This is a genomic window from Halorubrum sp. Hd13, from assembly GCF_002252755.1.
Lineage (GTDB): Archaea > Halobacteriota > Halobacteria > Halobacteriales > Haloferacaceae > Halorubrum.
Genome location: NZ_NHOY01000009.1, coordinates 1 through 12,329, shown reverse-complemented (window position 1 = coordinate 12,329; position 12,329 = coordinate 1). Strand labels below are relative to the sequence as shown.

Annotated in this window: 15 protein-coding genes and 1 pseudogene; 12 read left to right on the top strand and 4 right to left on the bottom strand. The window is 71.1% G+C overall.

The genetic code is table 11. The annotated features are described in order from the left end of the window. The 3 genes from DJ81_RS01475 to DJ81_RS01465 all read left to right on the top strand — a co-directional run. A partial coding sequence (locus tag DJ81_RS01475; protein WP_094588091.1) for a cell division control protein occupies positions 1 to 920 on the top strand: 920 nt, incomplete at its 5' end. Between the two features lie 120 nt (positions 921 to 1,040). Then, positions 1,041 to 1,724, top strand: a complete 684-nt coding sequence (locus DJ81_RS01470) for an HAD-IIB family hydrolase (protein WP_094588089.1) — start codon at positions 1,041 to 1,043, stop codon at positions 1,722 to 1,724. Between the two features lie 79 nt (positions 1,725 to 1,803). After that, the gene (locus tag DJ81_RS01465) at positions 1,804 to 2,313 is read left to right on the top strand and encodes an MOSC domain-containing protein (RefSeq protein WP_094522266.1); all 510 of its coding nucleotides are present in this window, start codon (positions 1,804 to 1,806) and stop codon (positions 2,311 to 2,313) included. Between the two features lie 12 nt (positions 2,314 to 2,325). Here DJ81_RS01465 and DJ81_RS01460 read toward each other — a convergent pair whose 3' ends face one another. Beyond that, entirely contained in the window at positions 2,326 to 2,610 is a 285-nt protein-coding gene (locus DJ81_RS01460) for a DUF357 domain-containing protein (protein WP_094588087.1), read from the bottom strand. 156 nt (positions 2,611 to 2,766) lie between these two features. Here DJ81_RS01460 and DJ81_RS01455 point away from each other — a divergent pair, with 156 nt between their 5' ends. From DJ81_RS01455 to DJ81_RS01425, 7 genes are all read left to right on the top strand, one after another. Beyond that, a complete protein-coding gene (locus tag DJ81_RS01455) occupies positions 2,767 to 3,627 on the top strand; it encodes a DUF6498-containing protein (protein ID WP_094588085.1) in 861 nt (286 codons plus the stop codon). 69 nt (positions 3,628 to 3,696) lie between these two features. Beyond that, complete coding sequence (locus tag DJ81_RS01450; RefSeq protein WP_094522263.1) at positions 3,697 to 4,446, top strand: RNase P subunit p30 family protein; 750 nt, start codon at positions 3,697 to 3,699, stop codon at positions 4,444 to 4,446. Further along, positions 4,430 to 5,080, top strand: coding sequence for a class I SAM-dependent methyltransferase (locus DJ81_RS01445; protein WP_094588083.1), 651 nt, complete (start codon positions 4,430 to 4,432; stop codon positions 5,078 to 5,080). The genes DJ81_RS01450 and DJ81_RS01445 overlap by 17 nt, the downstream gene beginning before the upstream one ends. A gap of 7 nt (positions 5,081 to 5,087) precedes the next feature. Then, complete coding sequence (locus DJ81_RS01440; RefSeq protein ID WP_094522261.1) at positions 5,088 to 5,567, top strand: Rpp14/Pop5 family protein; 480 nt, start codon at positions 5,088 to 5,090, stop codon at positions 5,565 to 5,567. 4 nt (positions 5,568 to 5,571) lie between these two features. Then, positions 5,572 to 6,357 (top strand): archaeal proteasome endopeptidase complex subunit alpha, encoded by a 786-nt coding sequence (gene psmA / locus DJ81_RS01435; protein WP_094522260.1) that lies wholly within the window; start codon positions 5,572 to 5,574, stop codon positions 6,355 to 6,357. A 54-nt stretch (positions 6,358 to 6,411) separates the two neighbouring features. Further along, entirely contained in the window at positions 6,412 to 6,891 is a 480-nt protein-coding gene (locus DJ81_RS01430; protein WP_094588081.1) for a GNAT family N-acetyltransferase, read from the top strand. 55 nt (positions 6,892 to 6,946) lie between these two features. Beyond that, a complete protein-coding gene (locus DJ81_RS01425; RefSeq protein WP_094528240.1) occupies positions 6,947 to 7,861 on the top strand; it encodes an SDR family oxidoreductase in 915 nt (304 codons plus the stop codon). Between the two features lie 2 nt (positions 7,862 to 7,863). Here the strand turns inward: DJ81_RS01425 and DJ81_RS01420 are convergent, their stop codons facing one another. Continuing rightward, complete coding sequence (locus DJ81_RS01420; RefSeq protein ID WP_094588079.1) at positions 7,864 to 8,409, bottom strand: hypothetical protein; 546 nt, start codon at positions 8,407 to 8,409, stop codon at positions 7,864 to 7,866. 235 nt (positions 8,410 to 8,644) lie between these two features. Between DJ81_RS01420 and DJ81_RS01415 the strand changes: the two genes are divergently transcribed. Then, positions 8,645 to 10,570: a beta-CASP ribonuclease aCPSF1 gene (locus DJ81_RS01415; protein ID WP_094588077.1), complete on the top strand. Its 1,926-nt coding sequence runs from the start codon at positions 8,645 to 8,647 to the stop codon at positions 10,568 to 10,570. Between the two features lie 39 nt (positions 10,571 to 10,609). Here the strand turns inward: DJ81_RS01415 and DJ81_RS01410 are convergent, their stop codons facing one another. After that, positions 10,610 to 11,359, bottom strand: a complete 750-nt coding sequence (locus DJ81_RS01410; RefSeq protein ID WP_170938214.1) for a type IV pilin — start codon at positions 11,357 to 11,359, stop codon at positions 10,610 to 10,612. Between the two features lie 138 nt (positions 11,360 to 11,497). Here DJ81_RS01410 and DJ81_RS01405 point away from each other — a divergent pair, with 138 nt between their 5' ends. Then, complete coding sequence (locus DJ81_RS01405; protein ID WP_094528246.1) at positions 11,498 to 11,869, top strand: methylglyoxal synthase; 372 nt, start codon at positions 11,498 to 11,500, stop codon at positions 11,867 to 11,869. A 342-nt stretch (positions 11,870 to 12,211) separates the two neighbouring features. On the opposite strand, the pseudogene DJ81_RS19535 reads toward DJ81_RS01405, so the two are convergent. Beyond that, positions 12,212 to 12,329 (bottom strand): annotated as a pseudogene (locus tag DJ81_RS19535) (methylglyoxal synthase); the annotation flags it as partial.

Genomic DNA, 12,329 nt, shown 5'->3' with positions numbered 1-12,329 from the left:
ACAGCGGCCCGCGGCGGGCGATCCAGACGACGACGAGGGCGGTCGAACCCACTCTCCCGGGGTTCGTGTACGTCGACGCCCGCCGCGGCTCGACCCGGTTCCGGCTCTACCACGACGTCCTCTCGACGATCGGCGACGACCCGGTCCCGGAACACGGGATCGGCACCGACGAGCTCGCGGACAAACTGCGGGAGGGCGTCCGCACCGGTCCGGATATCGTCGTCGCGGTCGACCACACCAACGAGCCGGAGACGCCGGACGCGACGACCGTCGTCGACTGGCTCTCGGACATCGGCGGGCACATCTCGCCGGTCTGCCTCGGTCGGGACCCGCCCGACGCGATCGAGTGGGAGCCCGACGAGTCGGTCGCCTTCGAACCGTACCGGCGCCACGTGCTCGTCGAGCTGCTGACGAGCCGGTGTTCGACCGGGCTCGGTCGCGACGCGATCAGCCACGACCAGATCCGCGAGGTCAGCGAGTGGGCCGACGGCGACGCCCACGACGCGCTCGCCGCGATCGCCGGCGCCGCGATCAGCGCGGAGCGCGCGGGCGCCTCCACGATCCGGCCGACCGACCTCGACGCGGGGATCGAGGAGGTGCCGAAGCCCGGCGTCGCGCTGGGCCGCGTGCTCGCCCTTTCCGAGAGCCGACGGCGGCTGCTGTACGAGCTAGTCAGCCTGCCGGAGGACGACCGGGCCTCGGTGAGCGCGGCCACGGAGACGATCGCCTCGCGGCCCGCGGTCGACCTCTCGGCGTCCACCGTGCGCCGAGTGCTGTACGAGCTGGCGGACGCGGGGCTGCTCGACCGGGTGACGGTCAGCCAGAGCCACGGGAAGGGCCGCCCGCCGAGTCGGCTCATCCCGCGGTTCCCGACGCTCGTGTTCCGAGAGCTGTTCGATCGGCCGTCGTGGCCGGCCTGACCCGCCGTCATAGACCAAGCCGCCGCGGCCGACGGCCGCGGACCCCTCTTTATCGACGCCCGCGAACGGGCGCCGCCGAAAGAACGCAAGACAGTTGCGCCCGGCCTCCCGACCGCGGGTATGGCGCCGCCCCTCGCGCTGGACATCGACGGGACGCTGACGACGCCGAGCGGTCGGATCGACCCCCGCGTCTTCGAACTGTTGCCCGGCTGGGACGCGCCGGTCGTCTTCGCGACCGGGAAGGCGTTCCCCTATCCGGTCGCGCTGGCGCACTTCCTCGGCCGACCCGAGCTCGTGATCGCCGAGAACGGCGGGATCGCGTACGCGGACGGCGAAACGACCGTGCTCGGCGACCCGACGGCCCCGCGGGCCGTCGTGGAGGCGTTCCGCGAGCGCGGCGGGGAGGTCGGCTGGGGCGCAGGCAACACGGTGAACCGCTGGCGGGAGACGGAGGTCGCGCTGTCGCTCGACGCCGACGAGGCGCTGCTCCGCGAGGTCGCCGCGGCGGCCGACGGCGACGTCGAGGTCGTCGACACCGGCTACGCGTACCACGTCAAGTCGCCCGCCGTGAGCAAGGGGCAGGCGCTCGAACGCGTCGCCGACGCGCTCGGGCTCGCACCCGACGAGTTCGCCGCGGTCGGCGACAGCGAGAACGACGCGTCCACGTTCGCCGTCGCCGGCGAGTCGTACGCGGTCGCCAACGCGGACGCGACCGCCCGCGACGCCGCCGACGCCGTCCTCGACGAGGGGTACATGGACGGGACGGCGGCGCTGTTGGCCGAGCTGCGCGAGCGGAGCGGGTGACTGGCCGCGGCCGTCGGCGGGCCCGAGGCCGCCGCGACGCCCCGCAACCGCTTTGTCGGTCGTGGTCGTCTGACGCGTCATGACCGGACGGATCGAGGCGATTCACGTCGCTCCCGAGTCGGGCGCGCCCATGGAGGAGCGAGACAGCGTCGAGGCGGTTTCGGGGCGGGGACTGCGCGGCGACCGGTACTTCCTCGACAGCGGGACCTACTCGCGGTCGGCGCGCGACGTGAGCCGCGAGCTGTCGCTGATCGAGGGCGAGACGCTCGACGCCGTCGAGCGCGACTACGGGATCGCCGTCGGCCCGGACGAGCACCGGCGCAACCTCACCACCAGGGACATCGGGCTCAACCGCCTCGTCGGGGCGCGGTTCCGCGTCGGCGACGCTGTCTGCGAGGGGGTCGAGCTCTGCGAGCCGTGCTCGTACCTCGAATCCTTACTCGAACGCGAGGGGCTCCGCGACGCGCTCGTCCACCGGGGCGGGCTCCGCGCCAGGATCGTCGAGGACGGCGCGATCGAAACCGGCGCGCCGATCCGGATTCTCGGCGACGCCGACGGCGCCGCGCGGTCGCGGCTCGAGGATTCGTAGCCGCGCCGCCGCTCACGTCGTGAACAGCTCTGTGTCGTCGGGGACGGCGAACAGCCCGAGCCGGACGCCGGCGTCGAGCCACCCGTAGCCGTACGAGTACGAGGCGAGCGCGTTCACCGGGTCGTCGTCCCCGCGGAAGTGACGTCCGTCTTCGAGGTACGACTCGGCCATCTCGGCCACGTCGGCCGCGGCCTCGCCGAGGGGCGTGTCGGCCGGCGGTCGCGGCTCCGCGGCCGCCAGCGCGTCGGCGAGCATGCGCTCGTATCGGTCCGTCTTCTCCTCTAAGTCGGTGGCCATGCGTCGGGGTTGCGCGGAGGCGATGAAAAGAGCGTCGGGCCCGCGGGCGACTGCGGCCCCCGGAGGGCGAGGCGTGGACGGCGATACCCCCGGACGACGGCGCGAAGGGCCCCGAGAGAGCCGATTTTAATACCGACGCGCCCCCGACACCGAACGATGCCCTCCGACGGATCGCCCGACTCCGGTCTCGGCCCGTCTCGCCCGCTGGACCCGACCGGCCGCGCGGCCCTCGGGCTCGTGGTCGCGACGAACCTCCTCCCGCTCGTCGGCGTCGTCGCGTTCGACTGGCGCGTCGGCGAACTGCTCGCCGTCTACTGGATAGAAGTGGCGGTGATGGTGCTCGCGTACAGCGTCGTCGCGCTGTTCGCCGAGCGCCCGATCGTCTTAGCGGACCGGTCGTTCTACATCGTCGGCTACTCCGACGACGCGGAGCGCGGCGAGGTGTGGGAGAGCGATCCGGAACCGATACGCGTCGCCTCGTGGCTTCCGCCGGTGTACCGCCGAAACGCGGGCGTCGTCGTCCGGTCGCTGGGGGTCTTCGGGTTCCTCCTGTTCCCGCTGCTCGGGATCGGATGGGACGCGCTCGATTATCTCACGCCGACCGTCGGGCTGGCGACGCTCGGGATCTGCGGCGCGCAGGTCGCGGAGGTGCACCGGGAGTTCCTTGCCGAGCGCGCCTACGAGGAGCGGTCGCCGTACATGGTCGTCGAGGCGGCGCAGCGCGTCGTCTTCTTCTACTTCGTCATCGGGGTGGTGACCGCGGTCACCGTCACCGCCGGACTCGTCGCGGTCGAAGGGTTCGTCGCCCCCGGCCTGATCGACGCGACCGTCGACGCGGTCGGCGTCGAGGCGGTCGTTCTCCCGTACCTCCTGCCGATCACGATCGCGAAGGCGACGGTGGAGTGGAGTCGGCGACGGGCCCACCGCGAGGCGGAACCGGACGGGATCGCGACGTGGTTCACCGGTGAGGACCCGAGGCGGGAGTGGGAGACGGAGGAGTCGACCGGAGACGGGTAACCCGGCCGGGGCGCGGCGCCCGGCGCGGAAAGCGCAACGACGATACCGGCGGAGCCGAAACGGGCGGGCATGTACGAGGCCGTCCACGCCCACCCCGACGGCGACGCGACCGTCGCCCGCCACGCCGCCACCGCGGCGCGGTACGGCTACGACGGGGTCGTCGTCCGCACGCGGGACGCGCTCGCGCCGGCCGGCGAGGGCGGAGAGAGCGAGCGGGGAGGAGCCGACGACGGACCGCCGGCGGCGGCCGCCCTCCGCGAGGAGTACGGCGTCGACGTCGTCGACGCGGTCGAGATCGACGTCGCCGACGCCACGAGCGCCTCCGGCGCCGTCGGCAACTACCGCTCCGAGCGCACCGTCGTCTGCCTCGCGGGCGGCGACGACGGCCTCAACCGGTTCGCGGTCGAGGACCCCCGCGTCGACGTGCTCGCGCGTCCGATGGACGGCCCGGGCGATGTCAACCACGTCCTCGCGAAGGCGGCCCGCGACAACGCGGTCCACGTGGAGTTCGACCTCGGGCCGCTGCTCCGCTCCAGCGGCGGCAGGCGGGTGCGGGCGCTCGCCGACCTGCGGAAGCTCCGCGAGATCGTGACCTACTACGACGCGCCCCACGTCGTCAGCGCGAACGCGCGGTCCCACCTCGCGCTCCGGGCGCCCCGAGAGCTGGTCGCCGCCGCCGAGGCGGTCGGCTTCGACCCGGAGTGGGTACGGGACGGGCTCCGGGCGTGGGGCGCTATCGCGGCGCGCAACCGGGAGCGGCGCTCCGAGGCCTTCATAGAGCCGGGGGTCCGACGTGGCAGGTATGAAGAAGAGCGTTGAGGAGCACGCGGCGCGCTTCTCCGAGAAGGCGGCCGGGTACGACGATTCGAAGAGCGACGAGTACCACGCCTGCGCGAGCCTCGTCGTCGAGTACGCCGACCCGAACCCGGACGACGTCGTCCTCGATTTGGGCGCGGGCACGGGCGCCATCTCGCTGGCGCTCGCGCCCGACGCGGAGCGGGTGCTCGCCCGCGACATCAGCGAGGGGATGATGGACGAGGGGAGACGCAAGGCGGAGGAGCGCGGCCTCGCCAACGTCGAGTTCGCGTACGGCGAGTTCCGCGAGCCCGAGGTCGACCCCGGTCAGCGGATCGATATCGTCACCTCGAACTTCGCGCTCCACCACCTCGGCGACGACGAGAAGCGCGAGGCGATCCGCGAGATGGCCGCGACGGGGGCCCGCCGGATCGTCCTCGGCGACGTGGCGTTCTTCGAGGGGCCCGACCCGGAGGCGCCGTTCTACGGTCCCGAAGTCGACGACCCCGCCACCGTCGGCACCCTCGTCGAGGCGTTCACCGCCGAGGGGTTCGCGGTGACCGCGGTCGAGCGCGTCCACGACCAAGTCGCCGTGATCGTCGCGGAGCGGCTCGGCGACCGGAGCGACGGCGAGCCCGGGGCCGAGCGCTCCGGGTGACCACACCGTGAAACACCTCCCGAAGCACCTCCGGCCGCGGTGGCGGTACCTCGCGGTCGGGATCGAGACGTGGCCCGACGCCGACCTCGGGCGCCGCGCGTTCCAGCGCGCGCTCTGGTACGCCGCCGGCAACCTGATCGGCGACGCGGGGAGCGCCGACGCCGACCTGACCCTGCTCTCGTTCATGCACGGTGACGGGACCGGGGAAGCGGTGGTCAAAGTCCGGCACGGCCACGTCGCCGAGGCGCGCGCGGCGATCGCCTGCGTGAGCGAGGTCGACGGCGACCCGGTCGGGATCCACGTCCGTGGGATCTCGGGGACGGTGCGTGCCTGTGAGGAAAGATATATGCGTCGCGCGGGCGCTAATTCAACACAGCGAGACGTCGCGTTCGGGGACGCCGAGCGACCCGCAGTCGTGCGCGAGGACGCGTGCGACGTGTGGGTCGGGTCGGGTTACGTCGGCGCGGCGGCGTTCGACATCGAGTGATATCATGCAGGGCCAATCCCAACAGCAGGCGTACGACCGAGGAATCACCATCTTCTCTCCCGACGGCAGGCTCTACCAGGTCGAGTACGCCCGGGAGGCGGTGAAACGCGGGACGGCAAGCGTCGGCGTCCGCGCCGAGGACGGCGTCGTCCTCGCAGCCGACAAGCGCGCCCGCTCCCCGCTGATGGAGCCGGAGAGCATCGAGAAGCTCCACAAGGCCGACGACCACGTCGGCGTCGCGAGCGCCGGTCACGTCGCCGACGCCCGCCAACTCATCGACTTCGCGCGCCGGCAGGCGCAGGTGAACCGCCTGCGCTACGGCGAGCCGGTCGGCATCGAGACGCTGACGAAGAACATCACCGACCACATCCAGCAGTACACGCAGATCGGCGGCGCGCGCCCCTTCGGCGTCGCGCTGATCGTCGGTGGGATCGAGAACGGCGAGCCGCGACTCTTCGAGACCGACCCCTCCGGCACCCCCTACGAGTGGCAGGCGCTCTCGATCGGTTCCGACCGGAGCGACCTCCGCGACTACCTAGAGGAGGAGTACGAGGAGGGTATCTCCACCGACGAGGCGGTCGGGCTCGCGCTCGACACCCTCGCGCAGTCGAACGACGGCGAACTGGCGCCCGACGGCGTCGGCGTCGCCACGATCACCGTCGACGACGACGACGGCTACACCGAGCGGTCGAACGAGGAGATCGAATCGATCCTCGACGAGCGGGACCTGCTCGAGAGCGAGGAGGACGAGGACGACGCCGACGACGCCGGCGACGCCGACGAGGAGTAAGGTCGGGTCGCCCCGGGTCGAAACGTCCATTTTTCGAGGCGCGAACGGGGACCCATGAGCGACGACCACGCGGTCGAGTCCGACGGGCCCGATCCGGGACGGGACGGCCACGCGCTCCCGGCCGGCTACGAGCTGCGAGAGACGACGCCGTCGGTCGACGCGTTCCGGCGGCTCCGGCGGGAGGCCGAGATGAGCGACCGGTCGCGAGAGGCGGTCGAACGGGGGCTCCCGAACACGACGCACGGCGTTCACGTCGTCGAGACCGAGACCGGGTCGGCGGTCGGAATGGCGCGGATCGTCGGGGACGGCGGATCGATATTTCACCTCTCGGATACGGCCGTCGCGGGGCCGCATCAGGGGCGAGGGATCGGAACGGCGATGATGGACGCGCTCGTCGCGTGGCTCCGCGCGAACGCGCCGGACGGCGCGTACGTCGACCTCCTCGCCGACGTCGACGGCTTCTACGAGCGGTGGGGGTTCGAGCGGACCGCGCCCGCGTCGCGGGCGATGGGGATCCGGACCGAGGAGCTGTGACGCGAATCCTGCTCCGGGCGTCGCGGGGGAGACCGGCGCTCGGGTCGGGAGAGTTATGCCGTCGGGGGCCGACCGACGACGCGTGCAGAAGACGGTACTCATCACCGGCTGTTCCTCGGGTATCGGCCGCGCCGCGGCGCACGCGTTCAACGACGAGGGGTGGACCGTGTACGCGACCGCGCGGAACCCCGCCGACATCGAGACGCTCGGCGAGGCGGGCTGCGAGCTCGCCACCCTGGACGTCACCGACCAGTCCGACGTCGACCGCGTCGTCGACCGGATCCTCGACGAGGAGGGCGCGATCGACGCCCTGATCAACAACGCGGGGTACGGCCAGTTCGGCCCGATCGAGGACGTGTCGACGGCGGCGGTCCACGAGCAGTTCGACGTGAACGTGTACGGGCCGCACCGGCTCACGAAGGCGGTGTTGCCGGCGATGCGCCGCGAGCGCGACGGGACTATCGTCAACGTCTCCTCGGTCGCCGGGCGCGTCTCGTTTCCCGGGGGCGGCGTCTACAGCGGCTCGAAGTTCGCGGTCGAGGCGATGTCCGACGCGCTCCGCAACGAGGTCGCCGAGCACGGGATCGACGTCGTCGTGGTCGAGCCCGGACCGGTGAAGACGAACTTCTCGAAGCGCGCGCAGGCGGAGGCGGGCGTCGGTTCGGACGGGGGCGAGGACGACGGAGACGACGCCGGCGGGAGCGGCGCGTCGAACGGCGACGACGACCGCTCCGGCGCCTACGAGGAGTTCTACGCGCTGTTCGAGGACGCGAAGCTCGTCGGCGGCGGGGGTCCCGGCGCGGTCGAGCCGGAAGTCGTCGCCGGCGCGATCTACGATGTCGCGAGCGCGACGCAACCGCCCGCGCGCGTGCAACCGGGCACCGCCGCCCGCGTCGGCGTCCTCGCGCGCTTCCTCCCGGACGCGGTGCTCGACCGCGGCTACGAGTTCGTCCTGAAATTCACGTCGTAGCGTCAGCCGCCCCGCTCCGGGCCGCCGGTCCCCGACTCGTCGCGGCCCGGCGCGACCGCGAACGGGCTCTCTCCCTCCCGCCACTCCCAGCCCGGGAGCCGCGTCTGGAAGCCGGCGGCGAGCGCCGCGTCGAGGTCGTCGGCGCCGGCGGTGTCGGCGTCGTCGCCCGGCGCGGTCTCGTCCTCGCTGACGTGAACGTCGACGAAGTGGAACGTCGCCTGCCCGAGCAGCGAGAGCGGCCGGCCGCCGGCCAGCGTCGCCGCGAGCTCGCGGCCGAGGACCTCGTCGACGACGAAGCCGGGGTAGTCGTCGGCGACGTCGAGGTCACGGAGGAGCGCGACGCAGCCGGCGACGTTGACCGCGACCTCGCCGTCGGCGAAGACGGCGTCGACCTCGCGGCGGTACGCCTCGCGGCTCACCGGGGCGACGTCCGTCTCGAACAGCGTCCCCAGTCGCTCGCGGGTCTCGTTGATCAGGGGAACGACGACCGGCGCGCGGTCGCGGACCCACGCGCGCTCGTCGCGGACCGTTTCGGGGGTAACGCGCATGGGGATTCGAACGCCACCGCCGGCCAAGGGGCTTGCCCTTTGCGAAGGGTTTTATAATAACGGGGGTATACGTCCACCTAAGCGGGTTTTCGCTGGCTGTTCCCGCACGGTACCACCTACGGACAGTACTACCACTATGCCTACCCCGTCACGGTCGACCGTTCGGCGACGAGCCACGTACCGGCGCGCGGACGCGTTCGACGGCGGCGGCGACCCCGACTACCCGCGGTAAGATATGAGTCAAGTCGACAAGCAGCTCGATACACTGAAATCAGAGATCGAACAGGAGATTCCGAACGACATCACGGTCACCGACGTCAAGTACGAGGGCCCGGAACTGGTCGTCTACACCCGCGACCCGAAGCGGTTCGCCGGCGACGGCGACCTGATCCGCCGGCTCGCCTCCAAGCTCCGGAAACGAATCACGGTCCGCCCGGACCCCAGCGCCCTCTCTCCGCCGGCCCGCGCCGAGGAGGAGGTCCGCGAGGTGATCCCGGACGACGCCGGCGTGACCTCCCTCGACTTCCACGAGGACACCGGCGAGGTCGTCATCGAGGCGGAGAAGCCGGGGATGGTGATCGGCCGCCGCGGCTCCACGCTGCGGGAGATCACCCAGGAGGTCGGCTGGACCCCAGAAGTCGTTCGGACGCCGCCCATCGAGTCCTCCACCGTCTCGAACGTGCGCGGCTTCCTGAAGACCGAGCGCGAGGAGCGCCGCGACATCCTCGAGCGCGTCGGGCGCCAGATCCACCGCGAGGAGATGTCCGACGACGAGTGGGTCCGGATCACGACGCTCGGCTGCTGCCGCGAGGTCGGCCGGGCCGCGTTCATCCTCTCGACGCCGGAAACCCGGATCCTCATCGACTGCGGCGACAAGCCCGGCGCGGAGGGCGAGGTGCCGTACCTCCAGGTCCCCGAGGCGCTCGGCGCCGGCGCGGCGACCCTCGACGCCGTCGTTCTCACGCACGCCCACCTCGACCACTCGGCGCTAGTTCCGCTCCTCTTTAAATACGGCTACGACGGCCCGATCTACACGACCGAGCCGACCCGCGACCTGATGGGCCTGCTCACGCTGGACTACCTCGACGTCGCCGCCAAGGAGGGGCGGACGCCGCCGTACGAGTCGGCGCAGGTCCGCGACGCGATCAAACACACCATCCCGCTGGAGTACGGCGACGTCACCGACGTGGCGCCCGACGTGAAGCTCACCTTCCACAACGCGGGCCACATCCTCGGGAGCGCCGTCACGCACTTCCACATCGGCGACGGGCTCTACAACGTCGCCTTTTCGGGCGACATCCACTACGAGGACACCCGCCTGTTCAACGGCGCGGTCAACGACTTCCCGCGGGTCGAGACGCTCGTGCTGGAGTCCACCTACGGCGGCCGCGACGACTACCAGACCGACCAGGCCGACTCCGAGGAGGCGCTCAAGGCGGTCATCAACGAGACGTACGAGCAGGGCGGAAAGGTCGTCATCCCCGCGTTCGCCGTGGGGCGTTCCCAGGAGATCATGCTCGTCTTGGAGGAGGCGATGCGGAAGGGCGAGATCCCGACGATGCCCGTCCACCTCGACGGGATGATCTGGGAGGCGACCGCGATCCACACGACCTACCCCGAATACCTCCGCGACGACCTCCGCGACCGGATCTTCCACGACGACGAGAACCCGTTCCTCGCGGAGCAGTTCAACCACATCGACGCCGGCGAGGACGAGCGACAGGAGGTCGCCGACGGCGACGAGTGCATCGTCATCTCCACCTCCGGGATGATCGAGGGCGGGCCGATCATGTCGTGGCTCCGCCACATCGGCCCCGACCCGGACTCGAACCTCGTCTTCGTCGGCTACCAAGCGCAGGGGACGCTCGGCCGCCGGATCCAGAACGGCTGGGACGAGATCCCGGTCGACGGCTGGGGCGGCGGGAGCCGCGGCGACACGCTCACCCTAGAGATGGGGACCGAGGTCGTCGACGGCTTCTCCGGCCACGCCGACCGGCAGGGGTTAGAGAACTTCGTGAAGACGATGAACCCGCGGCCGGAGAAGGTGCTGTGCGTCCACGGCGACGAGCGCTCCGTGCAGGACCTCTCCTCGGCGCTGTACCACGACTACAACATGCGGACGTTCGCGCCGAAGAACCTGGAGACGTTCCGGTTCAAGTAACGCCGGCCATCGGTGGCGCGGGCGTCGGGGACGCGGCTGTCAGGCGTCGCAACCGGGCTTGTCCCGCTCGGTCGGTCCGTCGGTGGCCGCGGTCGCGACCGCCGTCGTACGCGCGATGGGCTGCTCCTCCTCGACGCCGATGAAGCGGATCTCGACGGAGTCGCCGGGCTCCATCGGACGGTCGCCGCTGAACTCGATCGGGTACCTGTTCTCGACGCGGAAGAACGGCTCGTCGCCGGCGCCGCCGGCAACGTCGTTCTGACCCGATTCGACGTACTCGTACGGCGGACCGTCGACCCCAGTCTCCCCGTCCTCTTGGTACCGATTGTGGACCATCCGGACGGTCAACGCGTCGCCGACCGCGAAATCGCCGGTACAGAACTCACCGACGTTCTGCGAGTGAAACTCCTGTTCGGAGTCCTCGTCGAACAGGTTCGGGTTCAGGAAGCGAACCTGTCCGCCCTCGCCGTCACCGCCCTCCCAGCGGACGAGTATCGAACCCACCTCGTCGCCCTCGAACGACGGGCCGGCGACGTACTCCATGCGGACGACGTCGACGTCGCCTCGGGGCGGATCGCTGACCCGTGAGTTCCACCCGCCCCACGCCCGGTGTTCGGGTCCGAGCGTCACCTCGGTGTCACCGAACGCGCGCGGCTCCTGCGGTTCCGTGAGCGCGCTGCCGATATCGAAAACTGTGACGCCGATACTCGCCGCGATTATCACGACGATCGCGGCCATGAGAATCGTCGCGACCACGGTGCTGACGCCGCGGTCGTCGCTACCGCGCATCGATCACCCCGTCGCCGGCGACGCAGTCGGATATCATACTCGCCTGTTCGGTGGGGGTCGTATGAGTTCGTCGGCCCACCTATCAATACAGATACTGCTTTTCAGTATACACTTATACCATACCCGTGAACGGACGGTATGCGTCTCGCGCTCATCGCCCACGACGAGCTGAAAGACGAGATGGTGGAGTTCGTCACAAAGCACGCCGCGGCCCTCGACGACTGCGAGCTCGTGACGACGGGGACGACCGGGAAACGCATCGCCGAGGAGACCGGCCTCGCCGTGAACCGGCAGGCGTCGGGACCGTACGGCGGCGACCTCCAGATCGGCGGGATGATCGCCGACGAGGCGATCGACGGCGTCGTCTTCCTCCGCGACCCGCTCACGGCGCAGGCGCACGAGCCGGACATCTCCGCGCTGCTGCGCGTCTGCGACGTGAAGGACGTCCCGCTGGCGACCAACGTCGCCTCCGGGGAACTGCTCGTCGAGGGGCTCCTCGGCTCGACGTGAGCCTCCCCGAGTCCAAGTATCATATCGGATACCGAGGGCCGCGGCGTTTTACGTCCGTCCGTCGTACCCCGCACTGATGACCCGGCACCCGATGACCCGGATCGCGGCGGTCGCGGCCGCGCTGCTCCTCGTCTCGGCGCTCGCCGCGAGCGGAGCGGCCGTCGGTATCGGGGCGGCGCAAACGGGCGGCGACGCGTCCGGAGGCGACGCCTCGGACGGCGGCACACCAGACGACGCCGCGACGCCGCCCACGCGGTGTTTCGCGGGCGACGGCTACCCGATCTCGATCGGGGAGACGGGCGCGACGATCGACGCCGTCGTCCACCTCTCCGTGCTGACCGACCCCGCCGATCTGGAGGTCGCCGCCGTACGGTCCCGACGCCTGCCGGTTCACGGCGAGGCCGGTCTCCTCGGCGATGCGTTTCCCGGTCGTCCCCGTCGTCACGAGCTCGCAGTCGTC

Excerpts from the sequence above, each read along its gene's own strand:
- DJ81_RS01455 (WP_094588085.1), top strand. The coding sequence starts at position 2,767 with ATGCCCTCCGACGGATCGCCCGACTCCGGTCTCGGCCCGTCTCGCCCG.
- DJ81_RS01410 (WP_170938214.1), bottom strand. The coding sequence starts at position 11,359 with ATGCGCGGTAGCGACGACCGCGGCGTCAGCACCGTGGTCGCGACGATT.
- DJ81_RS01420 (WP_094588079.1), bottom strand. The coding sequence starts at position 8,409 with ATGCGCGTTACCCCCGAAACGGTCCGCGACGAGCGCGCGTGGGTCCGC.
- DJ81_RS01470 (WP_094588089.1), top strand. The coding sequence starts at position 1,041 with ATGGCGCCGCCCCTCGCGCTGGACATCGACGGGACGCTGACGACGCCG.
- DJ81_RS01460 (WP_094588087.1), bottom strand. The coding sequence starts at position 2,610 with ATGGCCACCGACTTAGAGGAGAAGACGGACCGATACGAGCGCATGCTC.
- DJ81_RS01425 (WP_094528240.1), top strand. The coding sequence starts at position 6,947 with ATGCCGTCGGGGGCCGACCGACGACGCGTGCAGAAGACGGTACTCATC.
- DJ81_RS01415 (WP_094588077.1), top strand. The coding sequence starts at position 8,645 with ATGAGTCAAGTCGACAAGCAGCTCGATACACTGAAATCAGAGATCGAA.
- DJ81_RS01465 (WP_094522266.1), top strand. The coding sequence starts at position 1,804 with ATGACCGGACGGATCGAGGCGATTCACGTCGCTCCCGAGTCGGGCGCG.
- DJ81_RS01445 (WP_094588083.1), top strand. The coding sequence starts at position 4,430 with ATGAAGAAGAGCGTTGAGGAGCACGCGGCGCGCTTCTCCGAGAAGGCG.
- DJ81_RS01450 (WP_094522263.1), top strand. The coding sequence starts at position 3,697 with ATGTACGAGGCCGTCCACGCCCACCCCGACGGCGACGCGACCGTCGCC.
- DJ81_RS01405 (WP_094528246.1), top strand. The coding sequence starts at position 11,498 with ATGCGTCTCGCGCTCATCGCCCACGACGAGCTGAAAGACGAGATGGTG.
- psmA (WP_094522260.1), top strand. The coding sequence starts at position 5,572 with ATGCAGGGCCAATCCCAACAGCAGGCGTACGACCGAGGAATCACCATC.
- DJ81_RS01430 (WP_094588081.1), top strand. The coding sequence starts at position 6,412 with ATGAGCGACGACCACGCGGTCGAGTCCGACGGGCCCGATCCGGGACGG.